Annotated in this window: 24 protein-coding genes and 2 pseudogenes; 9 read left to right on the forward strand and 17 right to left on the reverse strand. The window is 36.6% G+C overall.

Going from position 1 to position 24,076, the window contains the following annotated elements; all coding sequences use genetic code 11:
* Nucleotides 1–66: 66 nt before the first annotated feature.
* Complete coding sequence (locus PSF09_RS08370) at nt 67–456, reverse strand: nuclear transport factor 2 family protein (protein WP_272683756.1); 390 nt, start codon at nt 454–456, stop codon at nt 67–69.
* A gap of 460 nt (nt 457–916) precedes the next feature.
* On the opposite strand from PSF09_RS08370, the gene PSF09_RS08375 reads away from it, so the two are divergent.
* Complete coding sequence (locus PSF09_RS08375) at nt 917–1,942, forward strand: isoaspartyl peptidase/L-asparaginase family protein (protein ID WP_210839798.1); 1,026 nt, start codon at nt 917–919, stop codon at nt 1,940–1,942.
* A gap of 176 nt (nt 1,943–2,118) precedes the next feature.
* A complete protein-coding gene (locus tag PSF09_RS08380) occupies nt 2,119–2,328 on the forward strand; it encodes a hypothetical protein (protein ID WP_272664729.1) in 210 nt (69 codons plus the stop codon).
* 54 nt (nt 2,329–2,382) lie between these two features.
* Here PSF09_RS08380 and PSF09_RS08385 read toward each other — a convergent pair whose 3' ends face one another.
* The gene (locus PSF09_RS08385; protein ID WP_004911507.1) at nt 2,383–2,601 is read right to left on the reverse strand and encodes a YdcH family protein; all 219 of its coding nucleotides are present in this window, start codon (nt 2,599–2,601) and stop codon (nt 2,383–2,385) included.
* A gap of 334 nt (nt 2,602–2,935) precedes the next feature.
* Between PSF09_RS08385 and PSF09_RS08390 the strand changes: the two genes are divergently transcribed.
* On the forward strand, nt 2,936–3,823 hold the full coding sequence (locus PSF09_RS08390) for a PhzF family phenazine biosynthesis protein (RefSeq protein WP_210839794.1): 888 nt from the start codon (nt 2,936–2,938) through the stop codon (nt 3,821–3,823).
* Nucleotides 3,824–3,890: 67 nt separating this feature from the next.
* Nucleotides 3,891–4,649 (forward strand): trans-aconitate 2-methyltransferase, encoded by a 759-nt coding sequence (gene tam / locus PSF09_RS08395; RefSeq protein WP_272664728.1) that lies wholly within the window; start codon nt 3,891–3,893, stop codon nt 4,647–4,649.
* A 53-nt stretch (nt 4,650–4,702) separates the two neighbouring features.
* Here tam and PSF09_RS08400 read toward each other — a convergent pair whose 3' ends face one another.
* Nucleotides 4,703–5,059, reverse strand: coding sequence for an MmcQ/YjbR family DNA-binding protein (locus PSF09_RS08400; RefSeq protein WP_272664727.1), 357 nt, complete (start codon nt 5,057–5,059; stop codon nt 4,703–4,705).
* A 290-nt stretch (nt 5,060–5,349) separates the two neighbouring features.
* On the reverse strand, nt 5,350–5,745 hold the full coding sequence (locus PSF09_RS08405; protein ID WP_115167124.1) for a hypothetical protein: 396 nt from the start codon (nt 5,743–5,745) through the stop codon (nt 5,350–5,352).
* 1,092 nt (nt 5,746–6,837) lie between these two features.
* Between PSF09_RS08405 and PSF09_RS08410 the strand changes: the two genes are divergently transcribed.
* Together PSF09_RS08410 and PSF09_RS08415 are read left to right on the forward strand one after the other, a co-directional pair.
* On the forward strand, nt 6,838–7,161 hold the full coding sequence (locus PSF09_RS08410; protein WP_272664726.1) for a helix-turn-helix domain-containing protein: 324 nt from the start codon (nt 6,838–6,840) through the stop codon (nt 7,159–7,161).
* Between the two features lie 62 nt (nt 7,162–7,223).
* Nucleotides 7,224–7,454 (forward strand): helix-turn-helix domain-containing protein, encoded by a 231-nt coding sequence (locus tag PSF09_RS08415; protein WP_210836877.1) that lies wholly within the window; start codon nt 7,224–7,226, stop codon nt 7,452–7,454.
* Between the two features lie 205 nt (nt 7,455–7,659).
* On the opposite strand, the gene PSF09_RS08420 is transcribed toward PSF09_RS08415, so the two are convergent.
* The 7 genes from PSF09_RS08420 to PSF09_RS08450 are packed head-to-tail and all read right to left on the reverse strand — an operon-like array spanning nt 7,660 to nt 14,932.
* Complete coding sequence (locus PSF09_RS08420; protein WP_272664725.1) at nt 7,660–8,430, reverse strand: heme ABC transporter ATP-binding protein; 771 nt, start codon at nt 8,428–8,430, stop codon at nt 7,660–7,662.
* Complete coding sequence (locus PSF09_RS08425; RefSeq protein ID WP_210836867.1) at nt 8,427–9,416, reverse strand: FecCD family ABC transporter permease; 990 nt, start codon at nt 9,414–9,416, stop codon at nt 8,427–8,429. The genes PSF09_RS08420 and PSF09_RS08425 overlap by 4 nt, the downstream gene beginning before the upstream one ends.
* A 55-nt stretch (nt 9,417–9,471) precedes the next feature.
* Nucleotides 9,472–10,095, reverse strand: coding sequence for an NAD(P)H-binding protein (locus tag PSF09_RS08430; protein WP_272683757.1), 624 nt, complete (start codon nt 10,093–10,095; stop codon nt 9,472–9,474).
* Nucleotides 10,095–10,589, reverse strand: coding sequence for a heme utilization cystosolic carrier protein HutX (hutX, locus tag PSF09_RS08435; protein ID WP_272683758.1), 495 nt, complete (start codon nt 10,587–10,589; stop codon nt 10,095–10,097). The genes PSF09_RS08430 and hutX overlap by 1 nt, the downstream gene beginning before the upstream one ends.
* Before the next feature lie 11 nt (nt 10,590–10,600).
* Nucleotides 10,601–11,935 carry a heme anaerobic degradation radical SAM methyltransferase ChuW/HutW gene (hutW, locus tag PSF09_RS08440; RefSeq protein WP_272683759.1) on the reverse strand — a complete coding sequence of 445 codons (1,335 nt, stop codon included), beginning with the start codon at nt 11,933–11,935 and terminating at the stop codon, nt 10,601–10,603.
* A gap of 4 nt (nt 11,936–11,939) precedes the next feature.
* Complete coding sequence (locus PSF09_RS08445) at nt 11,940–12,794, reverse strand: heme/hemin ABC transporter substrate-binding protein (RefSeq protein WP_371031541.1); 855 nt, start codon at nt 12,792–12,794, stop codon at nt 11,940–11,942.
* Nucleotides 12,782–14,932: a TonB-dependent receptor gene (locus PSF09_RS08450; RefSeq protein WP_272664720.1), complete on the reverse strand. Its 2,151-nt coding sequence runs from the start codon at nt 14,930–14,932 to the stop codon at nt 12,782–12,784. Before PSF09_RS08450 ends, PSF09_RS08445 begins: the two co-directional genes overlap by 13 nt.
* A 428-nt stretch (nt 14,933–15,360) precedes the next feature.
* Between PSF09_RS08450 and PSF09_RS08455 the strand changes: the two genes are divergently transcribed.
* Together PSF09_RS08455 and PSF09_RS08460 are read left to right on the forward strand one after the other, a co-directional pair.
* Entirely contained in the window at nt 15,361–15,843 is a 483-nt protein-coding gene (locus tag PSF09_RS08455) for a glutathione peroxidase (RefSeq protein WP_210836861.1), read from the forward strand.
* Between the two features lie 179 nt (nt 15,844–16,022).
* The gene (locus PSF09_RS08460; RefSeq protein ID WP_210836860.1) at nt 16,023–16,643 is read left to right on the forward strand and encodes a glutathione S-transferase family protein; all 621 of its coding nucleotides are present in this window, start codon (nt 16,023–16,025) and stop codon (nt 16,641–16,643) included.
* A gap of 427 nt (nt 16,644–17,070) precedes the next feature.
* Here PSF09_RS08460 and PSF09_RS08465 read toward each other — a convergent pair whose 3' ends face one another.
* The 4 genes and pseudogenes from PSF09_RS08465 to PSF09_RS08480 all read right to left on the reverse strand — a co-directional run.
* Nucleotides 17,071–17,514 carry a hypothetical protein gene (locus tag PSF09_RS08465; RefSeq protein ID WP_210836859.1) on the reverse strand — a complete coding sequence of 148 codons (444 nt, stop codon included), beginning with the start codon at nt 17,512–17,514 and terminating at the stop codon, nt 17,071–17,073.
* Entirely contained in the window at nt 17,501–17,935 is a 435-nt protein-coding gene (locus PSF09_RS08470) for a hypothetical protein (protein WP_272664718.1), read from the reverse strand. The genes PSF09_RS08465 and PSF09_RS08470 overlap by 14 nt, the downstream gene beginning before the upstream one ends.
* Before the next feature lie 627 nt (nt 17,936–18,562).
* Nucleotides 18,563–18,730: pseudogene (locus tag PSF09_RS08475) on the reverse strand (isocitrate/isopropylmalate family dehydrogenase); the annotation flags it as partial.
* Between the two features lie 419 nt (nt 18,731–19,149).
* Nucleotides 19,150–19,257, reverse strand: a pseudogene (locus tag PSF09_RS08480) (arsenate reductase); the annotation flags it as partial.
* Nucleotides 19,258–19,434: 177 nt separating this feature from the next.
* Between PSF09_RS08480 and PSF09_RS08485 the strand changes: the two are divergent.
* Entirely contained in the window at nt 19,435–21,699 is a 2,265-nt protein-coding gene (locus PSF09_RS08485) for a restriction endonuclease (protein ID WP_272683760.1), read from the forward strand.
* Between the two features lie 594 nt (nt 21,700–22,293).
* Here PSF09_RS08485 and umuC read toward each other — a convergent pair.
* Both umuC and umuD read right to left on the reverse strand, forming a co-directional pair.
* Nucleotides 22,294–23,556, reverse strand: coding sequence for a translesion error-prone DNA polymerase V subunit UmuC (gene umuC, locus PSF09_RS08490; protein ID WP_272683761.1), 1,263 nt, complete (start codon nt 23,554–23,556; stop codon nt 22,294–22,296).
* Nucleotides 23,556–23,972 carry a translesion error-prone DNA polymerase V autoproteolytic subunit gene (gene umuD / locus PSF09_RS08495; protein WP_110731987.1) on the reverse strand — a complete coding sequence of 139 codons (417 nt, stop codon included), beginning with the start codon at nt 23,970–23,972 and terminating at the stop codon, nt 23,556–23,558. Before umuD ends, umuC begins: the two co-directional genes overlap by 1 nt.
* Between the last annotated feature and the right edge of the window lie 104 nt (nt 23,973–24,076).

Genomic DNA, 24,076 nt, shown 5'->3' on the forward strand with positions numbered 1-24,076 from the left:
AACCTAGTGTTACATTAGGTTTTACCTACACCAGTAATATTAAGCCCTTACAAAAACAATCAAAATTTAGGTTCTTGAACCCAAATCTTCATCCGTATTACTGCCTTTAACCATTCTTGTCATTTCCTCGCAACGGATAATTTTCCCATCTTCTATTTGAAAACAAGCAAATACCTCAAATTCACTTATTGAACCATCTTTTTTAGTCGCTTTTGCCAGATGCTGAGTATGAACACACCCATTCCCTTCTGCGATCGATTTTATAGTAATAACGATTGATTCAGTGGCTTCTTTCAATACCTGCAAATGGGCAATAAACTCATTAAAATCAATTTGTTTCCCATCAACAACTTGGATATATTTGTCTGAAAAATATTGCTTAGCCACAGACAATGAACCTATATCCTCGCCTAATACCGCATTTAATGCTTGTGTTACCCACTGTGCATTAGTCATATTTTATCCCTTATCATAAAAACAGCATTAATAATTGTTATGGGAGTATTATTTTGTATTTCAAGTCAAAAACCAATTTATTATCTTTTTAATTTTATTCCTATACTATATTTCAATAATTTCTTATTTGTCCGTAAATTAATCTACAAAACACCACTTAATTTACTATTTTTATGATTACTCTGATTTGGATTAAGTACTAATCACTGGTATTATCTAATGGTCTATCTAAGCAATAGACACCTTATAACAATAACTATAAATATACATTTCCATTAGATACCCCTGCATGCAGGGGCTTTTTTTTTATTAAATAATTTCATCCCCTAAAGAACCATTATTGATAACCTGTGACTTTTTCCTCATTTTACGACTCTCCTAATTGCTAACATCATACTCCAATCCCATACTTTTTAAGCATTATGAAAATATCTTAGCTAACCACCTAAAGAGGTTAATCATGAAGTTACTTTTGTTAGGATGCATACTTACTGCTTCTTTTTCTTTGCAAGCAATTGCCGCTACTGAAACGCCGATCCGACTAGTTATCCACGGTGGTGCAGGTACTATTACGAAAAATACAATCACGCCTGAACAAGAAAAAGCATACCAAGATAAACTAAATGAAGCGCTAGAAGCAGGTTATAACATATTGAATAAAGGAGGTTCTAGCCTTGATGCAGTACAAGCTTCCATTAATGTAATGGAAGATTCGCCTTTATTTAATGCAGGCAAAGGTGCGGTATTCACTCACGATGGAAAAAATGAAATGGATGCCTCAATAATGGATGGTAGTAACCTGAAAGCAGGCGCCGTTGCTGGTGTTACCATTATCAAAAACCCAATCAATGCCGCCTATGCAGTTATGACAAAAAGCCCTCACGTGATGATGGTTTCTAAAGGTGCTGAGCAATTTGCTGCTGAGCAAGGCATTGAAATTGTCGATCCAGCTTATTTCCGTACTGATTTTCGCTGGAAGCAATTGCAAAAAGCGAAAGAAAAAGAAAAAGTCGTATTAGATCATGATGGGAAAACAGCTGCCCTATTTGTAGACCCGATGTTATACGATTATAAATATGGCACTGTTGGAGCTGTTGCTTTAGACAAACAAGGTAACCTTGCAGCTGGTACATCAACAGGGGGTATGACAAACAAACGGTATGGTCGCGTTGGCGACTCCCCTATTATTGGTGCAGGAAATTATGCAGATAATAATACCGTAGCTGTTTCCGCAACAGGCTCTGGAGAAATGTTTATTCGAACAGCTACGGCTCATAATATTGCAGCACAGGTAAAATATAATAAAGCCAGCCTTTCTGATGCATCTCGTAATGCACTCGATGACGTTAAAGCTATCGGAGGCAGTGGCGGTGTGATTGTGTTGGATAAATCTGGCAATTACGCAATGGAATTTAATTCAGAAGGTATGTACCGTGGAACCATAGGTAATGACGGTATCCCTCATGTATCTATTTATAAAGAATAAACTTTAAGTAAACAACAATCCCTCACGACTTAATTAATAAGTATTGAGGGATTTTATTTCTATTATGACAATATTAAGATAAATGACAGTTACAATCTTTAACTATTTGTAAAGGAAATAAACATGCAATTAGAGTAAATTAATTAATAATTATAACTTTTATAAAAGGTATTTTTATGCGATTTAATCTAACTCAAGTAAATATATTAGAAGAAAACACAAAGATTACAGGGTTACATATAACTTTACTCGGTGATGATAGTTCTGTTCATACACTTAAAATGGATATAAAAGGTTTGGATACCATGAATATGAGTTTAAGGGATATAGAAAAGTATGCCATTAAACAACTTAAACATAACTTTGAACATTGTTCTAATGGTTAAATTATACGATTACTTCTAGGCAATAATAAAATTTATTGCCATATAAATAAATTTTTACTCTTCATCAGGGTTTTTAAGTACTTTATATATTTCTTCTTTTAATCGTAGTTTCTGTTTTTTTAACTCAACCACCTCATCGCCATACCCTCTTCGGTCTGAATGTTCCAATCTTGCAATTTCATGGTCTAACTGATTATGTTTTTCAAAAAGAGCACGAAAATGTGGGTTTGATTGACGAAGTTGAGAAATTAAATCGCGGTACTCTGGAAACATAAGTTATTTCTCCTGCGTTAGTTATATCAGCACATAATCTAGTCATTTTCACCTAAATCAAAAATAATATCATCCACCTTATATCAAATTCCTAACCAACTTCAACTAAATTTTATGTCATTTTGAGTGAAGTATCATCACTATGTTAGTTTAAGCAGGTTATTAATACTTTATTTATGAGTTCATTAAACTATCAATAAAAAATAGCATCATAATGACTCTATTATACAATGCGTTAATGTTAATATGGCGTTTCTATCTCTTATTAAATTTAAACCAACGAGTAAGGTACACTCGAAAATTTAAGATATCTATTTAGAACTCGGGAAAATAAATGCAAATTAAAAATACCGGCGAAATTGAGCAAGATATTCAGGTATACCTTGTAAATTCTTTCACACAAAATAATACTGGTGGTAACCCTGCTGGTGTTGTTCTCAACCCGCCAGCACTCAATACTTCACAAAAAATAGCTATTGCGCAACAAGTCGGTTTTTCAGAAACAGCATTTGTCTATAATGGTGAACAAACTGATTTTGAAGTAGATTTCTACACCCCCGAAGGTGAAGTCGATTTTTGTGGTCATGCCACATTAGCGGTGTTTTTTACTTTAGCGTCACTTAAGCTGATTTCCTCTGGGTGTTACACCCAAAAAACCAAGGCCGGTATTCTAAGTGTGTCTGTTAGCCCGAACAATATCGTTATGGAGCAGGCGCTACCCACCCTGCGAGATGGGCCTAATATCAATGAAGTTGCAGCAGCCCTTGGCATAACGAGTGAAATTATCACTGAAACAAGCTTACCTATCATGATAATTTCAACTGGGTTACCCGACATTATAATTCCTGTAAAAACAGGTCATTTAGATTTACTACAGCCTAATTATGACGCAATAACCACAATAAGTAGAGAATCAAATGCTATCGGCTTTCATGTATTTGAGTTAAATCAAGACACCTCAATCACAGCACATTGTCGAAATTTCGCACCGCTCTATGGAATAAATGAGGAATCGGCAACAGGCAGCGCTAGCGGAGCGCTTGGCTGTTATTTGGTCAATTATGTCTTACCAAATGAAACTCAATTTCTATTTGAGCAAGGTCGTGCCATGGGATGCTCCTCATCGATTCAAGTCAACATTCACTCACAAGCGAAAAATATTACTCAAGTGAAAGTTGGCGGCCAAGCCGCCATGATGGGAACTCGATCAATACATATTTAACTAGAAAGACAATATCTTAGGCCATAAATTATGATTTAATTATTCAATAAAACAATGAGGCTAGCACATGCAAGATTGGAACCCAGATTTGTATCTGCAATTTAAACAGGAAAGAACGCGTCCATCATACGACTTAATCAGCCATATTCATGCCGATAACGTATGTAATTTAACCGATTTAGGTTGTGGTCCGGGTAATTCAACTCAAATACTTCGTGAAATATACCCATTAGCAAGAATAATTGGGGTCGATAACTCTCCTGCCATGCTAGTTGAAGCGAAAAAGAACCTTCCTGACTGCCAGTTTATAGATGCAAACATTGAAACCTGGGTTCCTGAAATCAAACAGGACCTTATATTTGCTAATGCTTCGCTACAATGGTTACCTGATCACAACCTATTATTCCCTCATCTAGTTAATCAATTAAAAAGCAACGGTATTTTAGCCATCCAGATGCCAAATAATTGGAATGAACCCACACATGCTTTAATGCGCAAAGTGGCCAGTGAGCACGCTATTTCCGCCGTCAATAGAACAGCGCTTTTATCAATAGCTGAATATTATGATTTGCTTTCAGCAGCCCATTGTTCTGTTGATATATGGCAAACGACTTATTATCACGTCATGCCATCTATTGATTCAATCATTGATTGGTTAAGCGCGACAGGATTAAGACCCTACGTTGAAAACCTAGATAAAAAACAAACCGAACAATTTCTCGCGCGTTACCATGAATTATTAACAGAAGCTTACCCAACACAAGATAATGGCCATGTTTTAATGCCATTTCCTCGATTGTTTATCATCGCAAGAATGCTTAACTAATTAGTATGGAAACTTTTCCCACGGATGGGATAGTCTAGCAATATAATGAAATACTATGCTGTTAACCTATAACTATCTTCGATTAACTCCTTGAGTTCATCATCAGTAAGGCGCCCTGGCAACTTTATCGTAATCCAATGCTCTTTATTCATGTGATACGCTGGATAAATATCATCTTTTAACCGCAATGAACCAATAAGTTCAGGTGGAGCTTTAAGGTTGATAATATTAATTACCTCCTCATTTTTATTTATTTCTAATTTTTTAGATGAAATACACATAATAACTGCAAACCATTTTGCGTTATTTTTTCGTCTAAAAACAATATATTCAGGATACTTCATCCATGGACTTTCAGGCTCCACACCATAATGATACTGAATATAATCAATCAATTCACTTCTGTTCATTTTATCATTCCATCTCATCAATGATGATTAAATAAAATTACTTACCTACAGAATTATACGCCTTCTCGCTCACTCTGTAACAATATCTTTATTCATGCAGTTATACTTAAAGGGGTTTTTTTACTAAAATTCTTATGAAAACAAGAATATTACCAGTGAATCTTCTAGAGGAACTATCGCACCGATATTTATTTTTCGAACGATAAATTAACAAAGAACAGTTACTAAATAGAAATCACTTTAATGATCCCAAGCAACCACAACACCATTGTAGTGAATAATGTGCTTAATTACTGACATCGATTATCCCAAATCTTCTGAAAATCCGGCTCAGGGATCATTTCCCCCTCGAAATCAAATAAAGGAATGGAAAACACGCACTGGCCTTCATGATTAGCAGCAACTTCAACAATAAACCGCTTATACTTATATGGTAAATCATCTTTAAATGTAAATACTTCACCACATACATCTCCAACAACCTTATGACCCATCATTGAACCATGTGAATAGAATTTAACATTTCTCATGTCAGCAGCTTTCGGTTGGTGCATAAAATCCACTACTGTTTGTTTAGCGCCATCAATAAGGGTTGGTTTTTTACTAAAGTTTATTGAAACACCTATGATAAAGGCTAATAATATCAACAATAAAACACATAAAACTCGCAAAATTTTGGTGTACACAGCAAGCTACCACTCCTGAAATTAATTGCTTGTAATGTATTCCTAATATACGTTTAGGGCAATCATAACCCCTATTTAGCGTGTGATTTGCTTATCCTTTGAAGAAAACCATATCTGTTTTGCACTTACATGACCCCTTTTCGGTTAAAATTCGCTATTATCATTCGATGTTGTATCTATCATGGCAGATAAAATCTGATACAGAAATTACAACTGATAAAACATCAATTATGTGTATTTAATCAATCTTTAATATGTATATTTACCCATTATTTTATAAGAAAGTTAATATTTGAGTGTGCTGATTTTTACATTTAGTTAAAAACGCACCAATTCAATTCACATAGGAAGTAATTATTTAAAGAATATAACAATAAACACTAAAGATAATCTTTACCTTTGAAAACATGAATGGTTATACCGTTTTATTTTTCAGCAGAAAATGAATAACAAACGCATCGTTCCATATTGAAACGAGACAGGAAAATTTCACCCTTCACGATTAATTTACTCAAGTATGCAAAACCACTGCCGATATTCTAAATAATCACGACTAGATTTAATATAGGTTCGTTATTACTTACAGTAAAATCCGTACATAATAAAATTTCTCGGGCTGATTTATTATTATCCAATCAATTAATTTGTAACAAAATATTTCAATTGGTAATATTTTATTACAAACATGATATGACATTGTAAATAAGAATATTTATATATGTATAAATTAAATGGAAATATAGAATAAAAAGTAGAATAAATAAAACACTAAACAATAAGCATAATTTAATCATTAAAATTAATATTCAAAGTATCATACAAAAATGAAATCGTAAATACTCTTTATGCGAGTATTTACGATTGTCAATTCATTTATGTCGCAATATTAAAAAAACAACAAAAACCAATTTAATTTTTATTTATCATCCATTTATAACAAAATGAAGATTAAAATCAAACGATTGATTATTCCATTTCAATCGATTGTACCTATGAAAAATATACCATTGAGCGTTTTAAACGATTGTACTTAGTATTATTATTTGACTAATTTTTTATCTCAGAAAGTTCTTACTCATTATAGGAGTTAATATGGATCGTGCTATTTTAAATAGCAAAGTAAACATCTTAATTGGAAATTATTTAAGACAGAAACGAATTGAAAATGACCTGACCGGTGAAGATATAAGCAAATTACTTCATGTCAGCCAACAACAGGTTTCACGTTACGAAAATGGTGTTAATACTATATCATTCAGTCTAATTCTACTATTTTTAATACAATTAAATATTAGTGTAGAATCCTTCTTTGTTTCTTTATTAAAAGAATTGGAGAGTGAAGGTGAGATTATTGATTTAGGATTAAAATTATACTCTAACTCATCACCAAATAGAAACCAATATCTTTATTTATGAAGATATTTATTCTCAAATAAAAAATACTGCACAACACCAATATGCCAGATAAAAAAATAATAATGAAAGAAATCACACAAAGGAATAAGAACCTTGGTGAATATATAAAAACTATAAGAGTAAAAAGTACGATATCAACTCATGAAATGGCAAGCCATCTGAATATTACAGAAAATCATTACATAGAGTATGAGCATGGGGACACTTCAATTTATGCAGACCATTTAATATCCATATCTAAAATTTTTAATATCAATATAAATGTATTATTAAATGTTTATTTGAAAAACTAGATAATACCACTTGTGTCAGAAGGCTTGGCTCCTACTAGCCTTTTAACCTTCTGACCCTGATTTGCCTCATACTTAAACTTGAAGAAAACAATTGTTTTACCTAAATCAAGCGAACAAGAAATGCAAAAAAGCTAGCGGCTGGCTGCATGAAGCGCAATAATTTGGGTAGTTCCAGTAAAAAGGCCGCTCCTTGTTAGCTAGAGGACTAAGGATTTAATATAATGAAAGGTACTCCGCAATGAGGGTCATCAATAACTGAAATATCGGCTTGGTACAATGTATTCACTTGCTGCTGGGTTAAAATTTCTTTAGGGGATCCATTAGCAATAATTTGCCCTTGATGCATTAAAATAATGCGATCAGCAAAGCGAGCTGCAAGATTTAAATCGTGTAATACACAGCACACATTTATTTTTCGTGTATTGACTAGTTGCCGTAGCAAGCGAAAAAGATGTTGTTGGTGGTGAATATCGAGCGCTGATGTCGGTTCATCCAAAAATAACCATTTAGATACAGGTTCATCCTCCCAAAGCTGAGCCAATAACCGAGCCAATTGCACCCGTTGCTGCTCTCCTCCTGACAAGCTCATATAGTCACGGTGAGCTAAACTCGCACAGTCACACAATTCCATAATATATTGAGCATTATCCTTCTTTTTTAATGAAGGAGACAAATAGCATCCCATTAGAACAATTTCCCGCACACGAAAAGAAAAAGCCATATTGCTATTTTGCTGCATAACGGCTCGAACACAAGCTAATGCCTCGGGTTGCCACTCTTTAAGAGATTTCCCCAACAACATACACTCACCACTATCTGAAGGTAAAAAACCTGTTAATTGGCGTAAAAGTGTCGACTTACCGGCTCCGTTAGGGCCTAAAATTGCGACAATTTCACCGTCAGGTAAAACTAACGAGACGTTATCGGTTAATTTTTTATTGCCCACGCTATAGTTCAAATTTTTCGCGACAATCATGCCATTCTCCGTACACGTAAAATTAACCAAAGGAAATAAGGCCCGCCAATTAAACTGGTTAGTAATCCTACTGGCATTTCCGCTGGTTGAACCACTGTTCTCGCTAATGTATCTGCTCCTAATAATAAACAAGCCCCTGCAAGCGCTGAACATGGTAATAACCAACGGTGATCTGCACCTATCGTCATGCGCACTAAATGGGGGATAACTAACCCGACGAAGCCAATTACTCCGCTAACAGCAACGCTTGCTCCTACTAATAATGAGCTAATTAACAACAATTGCTGGCGAGTTCGTTTTACGTTCACACCTAAATAATGAGCTTCCTCATCACCAAGTTGCAGAAGATTGAGCCGCTGGCTCAGGTAACTTGCAGCGATTAAGGCAGGGAAAATAAATGAAACACAAACCAACAAGGTCGGCCATTGCGCTTGTCCTAAATTACCCATCATCCATAAAGTGAGTTGGCGTAATTGCTGCTCATCTCCTACATAACTCAATACACCAATTGCGGCACCACATAATGCATTGATTGCGATCCCTGCTAATAATAACTGCATCACGCCACCATGCGTGTAACGACGGCTAATCAGATAAATAATAGCGCAAACAATCAAACTACCAGTGATGGCATAAATCATTTGCTCATAAAGAATTAAAATCGCTGGAAAAGAGAATGGAATGACAATCGCAATGCCAACCATTAGTGCCGACCCACTACTGACGCCGAGTAAAGCAGGGTCTGCCATAGGATTACGAAATAAGCCTTGCATAATTACACCTGATGCGGCAAGTGCCCCACCCACTAAAACCGCCAGCAATACCCGTGGAAGACGAATATTAAGCCAAATATCACGGTATTGTTCATCTTGCAAAGAGGCAAATGAGAGCTTAATTGCGCCTTGTCCTGATGCAATAAAAACTAATATTCCTAAAACGACAGTCAACCCTAACAATACAGAAGAAGATGCACGTAACTCATTCATATTCCATTAACTCACGACAAATAAGGCGGCCTTAACCAAATTGGCCGCAATTAATTCAAGCAGGTACTAAATCTGGTTGAATAACACTGTAAATTTGTTTTTTCAGCTCTGGCTGTTGGCCAACTTGGTATACTAACGCAGCAACATCGGCTCGCATCACTAAGCCATGCACCTCAATACCTTGTTGTAGAATTGCTTTTCCAGTTGCATCTCCATTGAGTAAGCCACCAGGACGAATGATGGCATAATCGAGAGCGCTCGTTTGCAGCCATGATTCAGCTAACGTTTTTTCACGAACAGCTTGACCAAATGCAGCCCGAGCGCGCAATGACAAATAAGGCCATGAATCCCCACACCCTAACGATGTCACTAAAACCATGCGAGTAATACCCGTTTGCTCAGCATTATCAATGATTGTGCGATGAGCTAAATAATCCTGCGCCCCACCTATGGTAGAAACTACAGTCGCCTGAGTACCTGCAGCTTGGCATGCCTCCGTGACCACCTGGTTGTCACAAGCATCCCCGACAAATACCTGTATACCCATCGCTAATAGTTTATCGGCGGCTCCTGCATTACGAACGACCGCAACCACTGACTGCTTATCCGCGATTGCCAGTTGAGCAATCATGTTGCCAACACCCTGCCCACCAGCACCAAAAACTAACCATCTTGCCATTAATTATTCTCTTTAAGTTGCTTAACTAATAAACGAAAAGCTTCAAGTTGTTCCTGTAATAATTGGCGATGTTCATCACGCCCTAAGAAAATTTTAAACATGGCATCCCCTGATTGATTAAAAAATAAAATCGAGACGGTATCCATTCCCATAAATTTTCGTTCAACTAGTGCAATATATGTACAATTTTCAGCTTTGATATGCCCTGTCATGCCTTTTTTGCCGCGTAAATTGAAATAGCCATGGCGATGAAAACCTGAAGGTAATTCACCTGAAAATTCTAAAATAACATCCTGCGTATGAACCAGCGTGGTGACATTGCCCCATGTATGGACAGTATCCCAAACCAAGTCAAAATGTTTTCCTGTCGTCAAAGCCATATCGGGCAAATGTCTTACTACATCCAATAAGGTGGTATCATATTGTTTTGCAATAGTTTCTAATGTTCCATCGGGCTCTGTTTTCAAAAAATCAGCTAACGCTACATTACTCATTAAATGTTCCTTTACGATATTTTTTCTTGCGTGAATTGGATAGAATTAAGATTCACGATAATCTCTTGAAGTGATTGAAGAATATTACTTGCCCAAAAACGGCCTTCATTCGTTAGTCTTAAATCCGTCGAAGTATCTTGTGTTAATCCTGATTGATGCCACTGCTGTAAGAGTGGAGACAGCATTTGTGCATGAGGGGTAAATTGTTCAAGTACAACTCGCGCTGTTTCAATACCAGCCTGTAAGCGATGGCGCCATTGATACTGCGGATCGGTCGTCTGCATCATCATCATGAGTGGCTTTTTTTTCGCATTGATTGCTTCATAGTATGAGGTCAGATTCCTCTCTCCCATCCATGAATATCCATTGAGAGAGCCCCCTGCACCAGAGCCAAACGCCAAGCAATCAGCCCCCTGTTTAATCAACAAATTATATAAATTGCGTTCCCGTGTTGTCCGCGCCCAGTGGCTATTACTGATGCAATGCCAGCCTTGTTTATCCATAAATTCGCAGCCTTGTAAATACAAGTCACGACGCTTGGCAGGATCAGGAACTGTGACTCGATTATTTTCAACCGCTTTGCCAAGTGGCGTACTTGGGATCAAGTTAAGTGCATAAAGGTCGACACCATCTAGGCCAATCTCGCTTGCAATTCTCAGGTCTTCACCCCAAAACGCTGTTGTCTGCTCTGGTAAACCAAATAACAAATCACAAACCACCGCTGCTCTATCTCGATGGCACAATTTTTCCATAAATTTCCGAGCTTCCTCACCATTTGATGTCCGGGCCATTTTTTTACGAATTTTGCTATTAAATGACTGAATACCAATTGAAAAACGATTTGCTCCTGCATCTAAACATGCATCAATACGTGCATCATCAAAATTAAGAACTCTCCCTTCAATGGTTATTTCACAATCAGGGGCTAATGGTAAACGAAGGCGTAACACATTAATAATACGCGCTAAATCATTAGCAGAAAGTGCAGAGGGGGTTCCACCGCCAAAATAAACAGCATGGATCGGGGCAGACTGGTGTAATACGTTGTCAGCTTCCGTTTCAATTTCCCGGATCAAATACTCTGTATAAATATGGCTTTCAGAGGCATCATAGCGATTTTGGTAGAAACCACAGAAAGTACAATGTGTTGCACAAAAAGGAATATGCAGGTACACCAATCGCTTACGTGGTTCAAACGTCGAATTGGTTAATTTCTGCCATGTGTCTTGGCGTTTATCAGCACTAATTGGTACCGCCCCGCGCCAAGGCATTGTTGCATGCCTATCTTTAAATGGTTGATGGCCTTCTAATGCAAAATAAGGCGATAAATCAATATCATATTTCATATTATCACTCACTATCCGTTTCATCTGGCCAAAGATTGTGGTGTAAAATCTCGACGGCATCCGCAATTCGAGGCCCCATACCTAAAATGAGTGCCTGATCGATATTCACAATACGTTTATTTTTCCAAGCAGAAGTTCGGGTAAGTCCGGGAACTTGTTCTAGTTGGTTAAGTCCCTTTTCTGCCATCTGGCTGGTTACTATGATCACTTCAGGGTTTGCCGCAATCAGAGCTTCTGCACTATAACTTTTGTACTGTGTGTGTTGCGCAAGATTGTTCGCACCCGCCAGTGTCAAAATGATATCGGCAACGCTACCTTTCCCTGCAATTTGTGGCGCACTACTACCCGCGGAAAGAATAAATAACACATTGATTTTTTTGCCTTTCTTTTCATTCAGTTGAGCAATATTATCCAACCGGCTACGTAACTGATTAACCAACGCATTCCCCTGTTCCGGTTTATCTAACACCTCCGATAAGGTATGAATATTGAGATACATTTGTTCAACTGTGGCTGGTATTCGAGGTAACGTTAATACACTGACTTTTTGCAGTTTTAGCTGTTCAAAAACCAGTTGAGGGCTTGCATCTTGCCAAGTGATAAACAACGTTGGATGCAAAGATAAAATCCCTTCAGTACTTAACTGTTTCCAATAACCAATATGAGGTAATTTTGCTGTTTCTACTGGCCAAGTGGTTGTTTCGTCAACACCAACCACTTGGTTTCCAGCACCTAAAGCGTATACCAACTCAGTGAGAGAGCCTCCTGCCACAACAATTCTTTCACTCGCAGCACTCACCATTGAAAAACTGAGTACAAATAGTGCAGCTATCATTTTTTTCATTTTTAGAATTTCCATACAAAGCCTGTTGCAGCGCTAAAACCAGAAGCAGGGATTGATTCGTGGGCAGTTTGGTATTTTTTATTGGTTAAGTTATTTAACGATAAGTTAATTTGGTACTGATCGTCTGAGCCAAATTCTGTATTAAACGCAAGGTTAAGAGTGGCCCAGCCTGCTGTGCTTGTTGGCTTTTCACCCGTTTTATCCTGTGCTTTTGCAGCGGCTCGAAGATATAAATCTGAGGTTAAGTTCACTTGGTCTAAAATCAGTTGATGTTTAGCCCCAAAGCGCCCACTAATATTAGGCTCTCCGGTATCCCAAGTTTTTATATTCACACCATCAAATTGACGACGTAAATAATTCCCTGTGGCATAGGGAGTGATATCCCATCCTTGGTATTCGACGGTCATCTCTAGTCCGTATGTTTTTGCACGATTGATATTGTCATAATAGTGATATCGTGTTCGTGAAGAATTACTGTTTCCACTGCATATTGACTGCCCTGAACATGTGACTAAGGCGATATAATCCTTCGCTTCGGAATAATATAAAGCGCTATCGATATACCATTGATTACCGTTATAACGCGCACCGATTTCATAGTTATTAGAACGCTCAGCTTTCAGTCCCTCATTTCCATAATTGATACTTCCCCCCGCTGAGGTTTGCATAAATAACTGGCTCAATGTTGGAAATACATAACCTTGAGCGAATGCGATACGCAGCTCTGTATTCTCAAACCCTGAATATCGTAAGCTTGTTGATGTAATAAATTGATTATCATGAGTTTTTGAGCTTTTAAGGTTATGATAAGTGTTCCCCGTTGTTGAGTGATTTGTATTTTCAAAACCACTTAACAACTCCGAACTTAACCAATACTGCCGCGCCCCTAATGTCCATTTCCAATCATCTGCAAAAGCATATTGATTTTGAGCGAATATCGACCAGTTTGTTTGCTCTGTTCGATTATGTGAATCACTGGTTTTTGTATAATTGACGGCAGGAGGGAACTGCGTTGAGCTTTGGGATTCTGTTGAACTTTTTGAAGACTGCTTTACACGGTCGCGCTGAAGCTGAGCTCCCACAACCAGTTGATTATTCGCGGGTAATGTAATATCTGTTTGTAGTGTGATCCCTTGAGTATATTGTTTGTCATTCGATTGAGTCTGATTAGCCACCCGTAAATCGCCAATCATTGGGCTCCCTGTTGGTGTCACAACCGCCAGCTTATTTTCAAAATCACGCTCAATAGTTTGTTCATAAGCATCTAAATGAATATTTTTAATATATTCACCATCCGCTTGATAATCATAAAAAAGACCAATTTTTTCACGAGTTAAATCAGGAATTTTGACACTGAAGTGTTCATAGCTTGGGTCTTCATGCCATGTTTGTGTCGACAATTTATATCTATCAAGGGAAAGACCAAATTTATGTTTACCTTCGGTGTAACCTAACCACATACCTTGGCTATTATTGCGATGGTTTGTATTTTTTAGGCGCCCCTCAGGAGTATCTCTGTCACCTTGATCGGAGTAACTTCCGTTGAGCCGATAATCAAACTTGCCTATGCTCCCCCATGCCGCTGCTGACTCTTCCCACCCTGTCGTTGCGGAGTTATATACCGCTTTAACAGTGCCTCCCAATGGCTTATTGCCACCTTTTTTGGTTATGAAATTAACGATACCACCAATAGCTTGAGAGCCGTAAAGTACTGAATAGGGGCCTTTCACCACTTCAATTCGTTCCAATGCGGATTCATCAATAAGCAAGCCAGCACCATAGTCTTGCCCTGCCCGTTGATAAGTGACTTCTTGCCCATCAATTAAGATCAATACTCGGGAAGAGGCTTCCCCACGAATGCGAATTTGTTTACGTCCCGCTAAGGCATTATCGGTAATTTCAACACCTGGAATATCGCGTAAATCATCTGCTAACGCTATGTTTGTCGAACTGTCAAGCTGTTGCTTATCAATGACTTGCATTGTTACTGGGCTATTCCATAAACTACTTTCACTTCGTGTTGATGTGACAACCATCGTTTCACTGGCATCAATATGGGCACGCGGTGAAGGCGTTGATGCAGCGAAGGCGCCTTGACTAACAAAAAGCGCTAATGAGCTGAGTAAAAATGTTCCATTAATATCCGTACGCATAGTTAACCTTTATGATAATAATAATTAGTATTATTATCATTTATAATTTAAAGGGTAATTAATGGTCAATTAATAAATTGCAAATAGCATGCAACTTTGATTTAAATCAAAAAAGCATAACGAAGATTATAAGTCCACGCTCCAGCAATCCCTTGCTGCAGTAAGCCGAACTTATTCCCCCATAAAACTGGAAGGGAAAATATTGCTCAAAGTTGCCCCTGTTCCTGAAAGAAAGATCGTCAAATTCTCGCTGGAGCTGATTAAGTTCATAGAGGTTATGATTATCACAAGCTGTAATTTCTTAAGCTTTATGACAAAAATCGAGATGGCAATTGCGAATAATTATTTATGTAAATAATAAAATTAAAGCACTAAACTGTATCATCAATATCTTCAATGCTACATCGCACACATTTGAGGACTAGAATATGAATACCTTTTACCAACTAACAGCTAGAAGTCTTAGTGGTCAGCTTGTCTCTATGGCAGACTACACAGGTAAGGTGGTTCTAGTCGTTAATACAGCCAGTCATTGCGGTTTTACTCCACAATACGGTGGACTTGAATCACTCTACAAGAAATACGCCGCCCAAGGTTTGGTGGTGCTAGGTTTCCCTTGCAATCAGTTTGGGAAGCAGGAACCTGGCAACGCTGATGAAATCGCACAAACCTGCTACATTAACTATGGTGTAAGTTTCCCGATGTTCGAGAAAATAGAAGTCAATGGAGCCGCTACACATCCAGTGTTTCACTATCTTAAGAACGCGCTGCCCGGTTTGTTAGGTAAGAGGATTAAGTGGAATTTTACTAAGTTTCTAATTGGTCGTGACGGCGCCCCGCTCAAGCGCTTTGCACCCAATACACCCCCTGAAAAAATGGAAACGGCAATCTTTGCAGCACTTTCAAAATAACAATCATAATTAAATCTCTACATCACAAGAGATTTGATTATATCTGTTATCTAGAAATAGCGAGAAACAGAATTCTTTTCTACCTGTCGTCTTCCCAAGAGCTTTCTATAAACACTACTGGTCTAATTTGAGATAAGTTGATTATATACTAGAGTAAAAAATCAACTAAAAGGATGCTAATGATGGAAATCTATACTTACCCTAAATCTAGATCTATTCGTGTAACGTGGACAGCTGAAGCTCTTGGTTTAGAATACAAATGCATCTTTTTTGATGTGATGAACAAAAATAAAGATAATCCAAGCATTACAATGAAAGTTCCTACTCTTGTCGATGGCGATTTAGTATTTTTTGAATCTTCCGCTATTTGTACTTATTTATCTGAGAAGTATGGAAGCAACCTTTTATCTCCAATTGATATCAATGAAAAAGCTTTAATAAACCAATGGCTTGCTTTTATCATTAACGAACTTGAATCCCCACTATGGACCATCTTAAAGCATTCAATGTTTCTTCCCGAGTCAAAGAGAGTTGTTGATATAATCCCTATAGCTAAAGAAGAATACCTTTCATCGATTGAAGTTCTTTCCTCAGCATTAAACAGGAATGTATTCATCGCTAATAATAAATTTTCTATCGCCGATATTTTCCTTTTCCAAACGACTCAATGGGCTTTGAATTTAGGATTCAAAATACCTCAAAATGTTATTAACCATCATGATAATTTAAAATCGAGTCCCGCCTACCTGAGTGCAGTTGCGAAACAAAACGAAGCAATGAAAGCAGTCATAGGTAGTTAATCTGGTATACCAAATTCTACTCAATGAATAGCATTTGTAGAATTAAATATAATCAATCTCTAAGTATTCTAATGAGGGAAAATACAGAAGTTATAAGCACTATAGATAAAGTAAGAACTAACCAATAATCTAGAGTAAGGTCAAATTTCAGCCACATATATATAGCATTTACAATGTAGACAACCATTACTATTGATATGCCAATAAAAAATAACAAAAAGTGTTTATATGTGGCCATTGATTTTACTTGATGGCGCATCATAGCCACGCAAATAAACAAAACTAAAATAAAAATCATAAAATCACTCATATCGCTACCTTGAGAGCATTAATTAGATACAGTATAAATGCTCTCAGTAGCATAGTTCCACTTTGACGAATTATTTCCCCCGTTATTTCATCTCATCATATTCACCAGAGCCAATAATTAATTTGAATTCATTACATTTGACATAACCCAAAGTATACCGAATCTGTTTTTAGTATAGGCTATCCATTCTTCTTCAGTACCTTCCGCTGAACGCTCATAAATGCTCATCCCATACAAACTATCATAAAAAACAAACACAGGTATGCTACCCTTATCAATACACCATCCCATAGATAATAATGGGTTTTCAAATGTGTAATTTTTTTCTTCACAATATTCTTTTAGTTTTAAAAAAATATCCTCACGAAGATTAAGTATTGAAATTGGGCCGCTGTCTGTCATCCCACCAGCTGCGCCTGGTAAGTTTTTCTCAATGTATTGTATAGTGCCATTATTTCTTGGCTCCCCTAGGCGCAATTTACCATTTGAGCAACCAGAAACAATGAATATAGTCGTTATTAGAAATAAATAATGAAGCAATTTATTTTTAATTATTTTCATTAGGATTCTTCCATATAGCTGGGAAAATATCTTTAGCGGAATCTATCCATTCATTAACGCTAATCCCTTTATTTCTTTCAACCACTGCGATCATATAGTCGTGCCTAGAAGAGTGCACTATGAATGTAGGTTCATTGTTCTTATTCAAGCACCAAGCCAAAGAAATATAAGATTGCTGAAAATTTCCGCCATTGCTCTCACAAAATTCTCTTAGTGCCAAAAATCGGATCTGAGCTAAATCTAACTCGATGACCCCTTTAGCCACTATCGTTCTGATATGTGAATCTTCGGGATATTGAGTCTCCAAATAATCGATTACCCCTCCATCTATAGGATCACCGCCTTTGAAAGTAGCACAAGATGATAGATGAGCAATGAAGACTACTAGTAGTATCCTTTTAAAAAAAACAAAAAATTTCATTTATCGCTCTCAAAAGGGTGACATAACACCCATTATATTCAGTGAATAAACTTGTTAGCCAGAAAACATTTTTTATTAAACAAACTGTATAGCTATTTTATATCATGTTTAATATAAACACTAAAAAATACTGTTACTCCATTCTAAGATAATTCAATTTTATGCCTTCCCACTTCAATCTCTCGAATGGCCTTTTTATCTACATCACATTGTTCTATCACTGTTAGTAGTGACTCGTTATACAACAAAAAAACAAATGAAATTTGGCGTTCTATTTGCACGAAATCATTCAATCAGCGCATATAGCGCTAATTTTATTGATTGTGATTTAGAGGAATTCGCACGATTTATGAATTTACTTTTTTCTAAATAAACATGGAGGGAGAATAAAATGAAATATACCCACGTGCTGGTAGATATTATCCACCAAATTTAATTAAACCTGATAGCGATATTATTTAATTTTAAATCTGTATGAGACAGATGTGTGGCAGTATTTTCTGTGACACAGACAAAAACATTGAAAACTTGGGTGTAGTAAGAGTTTGAAGCGCCCGTACCAAGTTATCAAACCATAATAAAACGGGAACCATTAGGCTCCCGTTATTAATTACACCACGTAATAAATTACATGTGTTTAATGATAGCGTCACCGAATTCGCTACATTTCAGTAATTTAGCGCCTTCTAATTGACGTTCGAAGTCATAGGTTACAGTCTTAGCTTCGATTGCGCCTTCCATACCTTTAACGATTAGGTCAGCCGCTTCAGTCCAGCCCATATGGCGCAGCAGTATATAGCTACATTAATCATAACTTACTGATAGGTTTAATATTATTGATAATATTTTCACTAAAACACAGTCAAAATCGTGTTTTATAAGCCATTGATTATATAAAATAATAATCTAGTTTTGATAACTACTATTTCTTAAAAATTGAACACAAACCAATCGATTTTCACACACTTAAATCCTATCCTTCCACCTAGCGTTCATAGAGAATATAATCCAACCAATTAGTGTTTTTAAATTTTAAGCTGAATATAGCTAAGGTTACCCCATCACAGTAATCGGCTTTTCTAATCGCTCAAACTTTCTTTACTCTATATAAGACAACTAAACTTGACGGTCTGCTCAGAGCGAAGGGCGGACGCCCACATAGTGTAAACAGGCGTCCGATATTCTGAAGTGGGCAGATTACTTAACCCGCTTCCCCGCTTCTCCGTTTCGTCAATGACTTTCTCACTATCTTCTTTGGTAAACGCCCCTTTCTGACCTTCTGTTAGAATATCTAGCACTATTTCTGAAGGGCGGAAAAGCTGCGCCATATACGAGGCGACACATCTTTTAGTTACCTTGAAAATTGTGCAATTTTGCACTAAATCACAATTTAATCCTATGAACTCTATAAATATAACAATCTATCATCATTCCACTTTTTTTTGATTTTTACACCATGTAACATTGCTATTATTTTCAGCCAATTATTAAGAACTCCAATGACAAACTATGATTTCAGAGCACTCAATAATGAAGAGTTTGAAAGACTAGCTATAGACCTCTTAAGCAAGAGAGAAAATCTGCTTATTGAGCGTTTTAAATCAGGAAAAGATGGTGGAATTGATGGTCGTTTTTATCACTCTGGCGAAGTAATAATCCAAGTTAAACACTATGTTAAAACTGGTTATAGTGGATTATTAAGTAAACTTAAAAGCGAAGAAATTACAAAAGTTGAAAACTTAAAACCTAATCGATACATTTTCATCACAAGCGTTGGTTTATCCCCTGCTAATAAAAAAGAAATCTTCGATTTATTTAATCCTTACATTCTAAGCAATAATGACATCATTGGTCCTGAGCATCTCAATGATCTTTTAACGCGTTACCCCGAAGTAGAACGGAACCATTACAAACTTTGGCTTTCCAGTACAAATTTTTTAATTAGTGTACTAAATAATGCTGCAATTCAAAATAGTAACTTCCTGATTGAAGATGCTAGGAAAGAATCATACAAATTCATCGAAACCAAGCAATTACAAAAAGCTTTAGAGATTTTAGATAAAAACAAAGTTGTAATCATTACTGGTTTACCTGGCGTTGGTAAAACCACTCTTGCAAAACAAGTGATGCTTATGCATTGCAATCGCGACTATGAAATTTACCACATTGAAGGATCAATTTCGGAAATAGAATCTATATATTTTAAAGAGAGAAAGCAATTTTTCTATTTTGATGATTTTCTCGGTGCTACTCTTTTAGAAATTTTCACTAGAAACTCTGATTCTAAAATCGTTCAGTTTATAAAAAAAATCATTAACGACAAAAACAAAAAGATGATTTTGACGTCAAGAACCAATATATTAAATAGAGCTAAAAATCTCAGTGATTTATTTAATATAGAAAAAATTGAAAAAAAAGAACTTGAGATAAATGTATCAGATCTTACTGATATAGAAAAGGCTGATATACTTTACAATCATGTTTGGCATAGTTCATTGCCGCAGGAGTACATTGATACTTTTTATGATAATCGTAATTATTGGAAAATAATACATCATCCAAACTTTAACCCACGACTTATATCGTTTATTACAGATAGCGATAGAATATCAGGAATCGATAGTTCGAATTTTTGGTCATATATCGAAAATTCATTAGACAATCCTGAAATGATCTGGTCGCACTGTTTCAATAATCAAACACGTGAGGAAGTCCTTGATCTAGTTTGCTTGGTCGTTTTTAATGCTAATAACATTGAAGAACAGGATTGTAAAAATGCATTAAAACGTGTTTTCAATATCAAATATAAAAATAACTTTTACTCCAAAGTAAATAAAATAGATGAATACATAAAAGAGTCAATAAAATCAACACTTAATAGAAGTCTGACACAACTAAATAAAAATGTAATGATAAGATTGACACCATTCAATCCATCAGTGTCTGACTATATCATCAATCGCTATGCTACTGATGAAACCTCTCTTTCACTTTACTTTTCAGCTCTTAAGACAAATCAATCAATTAATACTTTATTCTCTTTGCACAGCAATAGGAAAATCAATTCAGATATATTTGTTTCAGTGCTTGAGTCAGTACTCAATGCCGTTGATCTTAAATGCTTAAATGATTACTCAATTCATCTTCTTCATTCGGTTATACATTCCAATTTAATCTCCACCAATAAAAATAGAATGGTCTATCCGAGCTTATTTTTAAACATTAAAGAAGAATATCTAACTTACGATTACGAAGTTGGGGAGTGCGTGTTATGGGCTGTAAAAAATGCTCCAAGTCTATTTTCCGATCAATTCATCTCTGACTTTATAAATTATGCCATGAGGTCTAGTTGGAGATATACTCTCAACCATGACGATTACCTCCCCTTAGCACACTTAATCAATCTTCGACCTGCGATAAAAGAAGAGGAGGTTACTCAGGAACTAATGGAACATATCAAAGAATATTGGCACGAAAATTATGACGAATATTTATCTGGAACAGGAAAAATTCAATCATTAGATTATGACGAAAGATCTAAAGCTGATGACATTGCATATGACATGCTACATGATTTAATTAATGAATACGGTTTTCCTTTTGAGGACAATGAAATTGAATATATGTATAGTAAAGTCGATGCGTCTACACATCTCTATGACTCTTACGATTATGATGAGCATGAAAGAGATAACTTCTATAGCCACAGAGATGAAAAAGAACATAGCGAAAGCTATATAAACGATTTATTTCAAAAACATTAGCTAATTTTATAACTCACTATTTTGGCCACACATGAAAAATAGCGCAAATCACCGGAGGCCAGTCCGATGGTTTGCTATTGATATATCATAATGCACAGCTGAATAGTTCAAAATTTTTTTTCAAAAGATTTCATTGTGGTGCTGGATAATCAACTCCCTTTTCCAAAAGTCTCATTTGGCTCACACAAAAATCCACAACAGCCCCAACCATTTCGATGTCTCTTTCATAGTCCTGCTGCAACTCTGCGCTGCTGTAACTCAGTTTTTGGTTCTTATATTCCCAATCCCAGAGCATTGTTAGAATTGGACAGTTCCTATCAAATCGCACACTCGCTTCCGGTTTAACTTTTCTGGCCCCCCATCGTAAGTTATCCTTTAATTATCACATCCACCTGACCAGCTCCTACCGCTTATTACGTTCCAAACTTAGCAATGTCCGCTCTTGGCACAAAGCAGCCAATTATATTCAATTTAGCTCTGTGCCCCAGTTGTGTCAGGTCAAAAAGTAAAGTCCATATTGTTTGTACTTCACAGCTCCTCTCCCTACCCTTTTTTACTTATTCAGCAATACAGTTAAAACGTCCAGCCCATTTCTTAGCTTTTAACCACTCGTAATTCATCAAAATTTGTCGTGTAAGCAGGCGACAACATTTCTCTTTTCATTTTGTATCCACTATCGCCGCCCTTACTTGCAAACCACACTTTACCATGCCCGCTCTTATTAATGGCGTCTAATGTTTTCATTAACTCATCGCTATTACGAAATGGCTTTTGTGTTGAAAACATATCAAGCTGGGTAACAGCTGAATCGGTAAAATCAGATAGTATGATGCCTGCTTTATAATACCGGTAACCGTCACACCAAATAATATTTAACCCTCGCATTGCTGCATTGATAATATCTCTGGTGTCACTGCTGGGGTATTCGAGTTTTATATTAATGCTATTTGCGTAATCTTCACCTGATGCGTGACGGCTAGTTTGAATAAATAATCCGATAATTTTACAGCGTTGCTTTTCTTCTCTTAATTTTTCTGCTGCTCGTTCTGCATAATCACAAACAGCCTTACGCATTGTTTCTATATCTAAAACTTTCTGGCCAAATGAACGCGAGCACAGTATTTGCTGCTTAATTTTTCGGACTTCTTCTAATTCAATACATGGCTCACCATTGAGTTCTCTCAATGTCCTTTCTAATGTAACCCCGAATGTTTTACGGATGGTTGCTACTGGTGCATTTGCTAAATCCAAAGCGGTATTTACACCCATGATCCTTAATTTTGCCGATATTCTACGGCCAATACCCCACACCTCTTCGATTGGAATAAGAGATAATAATTTTCGCTGCCGTTGCTCGCTGGAGAGCTCGACGACACCACCTGTTTTTTTCCATGTTTTTGCTGCATGGTTGGCTAATTTCGCTAAAGTTTTTGTAGGAGCAATACCGATGCCTACAGGGAGGTGAGTATTTTGAAGGATAGTTGATTGGATTTTACTGCCGTATTCCTCAAGATTAAAGGTATTATTCATACCTGCAAAATCAAGAAAGGCCTCATCGATTGAATAGATTTCTAGGCTGGGTGCAAATGTTGATAATAGTGACATGACCCTATTACTCATATCCGCATAAAGTACGTAGTTAGAACTAAATATATTAATGTTGTTTTGTCTATAAAAACTGTGGCGCTCGTAATATAGTTCTCCCATCTTTACGCCAAGTTTTTTCGCTTCTGATGAACGTGCAATCACGCAGCCATCATTATTACTTAAAACAATTACTGGCTTCCCAGCCAGATCTGGCCTAAAGACTTTCTCACAACTTGCATAAAAACTATTTACATCAACAAGCGCAAACATTATTGAGCCCGATGAATAATGTAGGTAACAACGCCAAATATTTGAAAATCCTGCTCATCGTTGATAATGATTGGTGAATAAGCGGGATTCATTGGAAGTAACATAGGTGGGTTGAGGTGTAGTTTCTTAACCGTAAATTCGCCCTCGAAGCTAGCTATAACGATATCCCCCTCTTTTGCTGTGACCGCGCTGTCAACAATAACAACATCACCATCATTGATATTCGCATCAATCATTGAATTGCCTTCGACCCTGAGCATGTATGTGCTTTCAGGGTGCTTAATGAGGGCGCTATTTAAATTTATGCGGTCTTCAACATAGTCCGCAGCGGGTGATGGAAAACCTGCTGGCACTCGGTCAAGAAAGAGAGGGAAGCTTGCTAGTAAATCATCTGTTTCGATTAATCTTAGTTTCATACGACACCAATAATACTGTATGCATAAACAGTATTATTTGATCATTTTATGCGTATGTAAAGCCCTATTTTTACATGCCTCTACATCATACTAGTAAGCAAGAT

Origin of the sequence: Providencia sp. PROV141, from assembly GCF_028481645.1 — a bacterium.
Taxonomy (GTDB): Bacteria; Pseudomonadota; Gammaproteobacteria; order Enterobacterales; family Enterobacteriaceae; genus Providencia; species Providencia rettgeri.

Excerpts from the sequence above, each read along its gene's own strand:
- PSF09_RS08430 (WP_272683757.1), bottom strand. The coding sequence starts at position 10,095 with ATGGCAAGATGGTTAGTTTTTGGTGCTGGTGGGCAGGGTGTTGGCAAC.
- PSF09_RS08390 (WP_210839794.1), top strand. The coding sequence starts at position 2,936 with ATGCAAATTAAAAATACCGGCGAAATTGAGCAAGATATTCAGGTATAC.
- PSF09_RS08400 (WP_272664727.1), bottom strand. The coding sequence starts at position 5,059 with ATGAACAGAAGTGAATTGATTGATTATATTCAGTATCATTATGGTGTG.
- PSF09_RS08485 (WP_272683760.1), top strand. The coding sequence starts at position 19,435 with ATGACAAACTATGATTTCAGAGCACTCAATAATGAAGAGTTTGAAAGA.
- PSF09_RS08370 (WP_272683756.1), bottom strand. The coding sequence starts at position 456 with ATGACTAATGCACAGTGGGTAACACAAGCATTAAATGCGGTATTAGGC.
- PSF09_RS08460 (WP_210836860.1), top strand. The coding sequence starts at position 16,023 with ATGATGGAAATCTATACTTACCCTAAATCTAGATCTATTCGTGTAACG.
- hutX (WP_272683758.1), bottom strand. The coding sequence starts at position 10,589 with ATGAGTAATGTAGCGTTAGCTGATTTTTTGAAAACAGAGCCCGATGGA.
- umuC (WP_272683761.1), bottom strand. The coding sequence starts at position 23,556 with ATGTTTGCGCTTGTTGATGTAAATAGTTTTTATGCAAGTTGTGAGAAA.
- PSF09_RS08410 (WP_272664726.1), top strand. The coding sequence starts at position 6,838 with ATGGATCGTGCTATTTTAAATAGCAAAGTAAACATCTTAATTGGAAAT.
- PSF09_RS08425 (WP_210836867.1), bottom strand. The coding sequence starts at position 9,416 with ATGAATGAGTTACGTGCATCTTCTTCTGTATTGTTAGGGTTGACTGTC.
- PSF09_RS08420 (WP_272664725.1), bottom strand. The coding sequence starts at position 8,430 with ATGATTGTCGCGAAAAATTTGAACTATAGCGTGGGCAATAAAAAATTA.
- PSF09_RS08385 (WP_004911507.1), bottom strand. The coding sequence starts at position 2,601 with ATGTTTCCAGAGTACCGCGATTTAATTTCTCAACTTCGTCAATCAAAC.
- umuD (WP_110731987.1), bottom strand. The coding sequence starts at position 23,972 with ATGAAACTAAGATTAATCGAAACAGATGATTTACTAGCAAGCTTCCCT.
- PSF09_RS08455 (WP_210836861.1), top strand. The coding sequence starts at position 15,361 with ATGAATACCTTTTACCAACTAACAGCTAGAAGTCTTAGTGGTCAGCTT.
- PSF09_RS08415 (WP_210836877.1), top strand. The coding sequence starts at position 7,224 with ATGAAAGAAATCACACAAAGGAATAAGAACCTTGGTGAATATATAAAA.
- PSF09_RS08450 (WP_272664720.1), bottom strand. The coding sequence starts at position 14,932 with ATGCGTACGGATATTAATGGAACATTTTTACTCAGCTCATTAGCGCTT.
- PSF09_RS08375 (WP_210839798.1), top strand. The coding sequence starts at position 917 with ATGAAGTTACTTTTGTTAGGATGCATACTTACTGCTTCTTTTTCTTTG.
- PSF09_RS08465 (WP_210836859.1), bottom strand. The coding sequence starts at position 17,514 with ATGAAAATAATTAAAAATAAATTGCTTCATTATTTATTTCTAATAACG.
- hutW (WP_272683759.1), bottom strand. The coding sequence starts at position 11,935 with ATGAAATATGATATTGATTTATCGCCTTATTTTGCATTAGAAGGCCAT.
- PSF09_RS08445 (WP_371031541.1), bottom strand. The coding sequence starts at position 12,794 with ATGGAAATTCTAAAAATGAAAAAAATGATAGCTGCACTATTTGTACTC.
- PSF09_RS08470 (WP_272664718.1), bottom strand. The coding sequence starts at position 17,935 with ATGAAATTTTTTGTTTTTTTTAAAAGGATACTACTAGTAGTCTTCATT.
- tam (WP_272664728.1), top strand. The coding sequence starts at position 3,891 with ATGCAAGATTGGAACCCAGATTTGTATCTGCAATTTAAACAGGAAAGA.
- PSF09_RS08380 (WP_272664729.1), top strand. The coding sequence starts at position 2,119 with ATGCGATTTAATCTAACTCAAGTAAATATATTAGAAGAAAACACAAAG.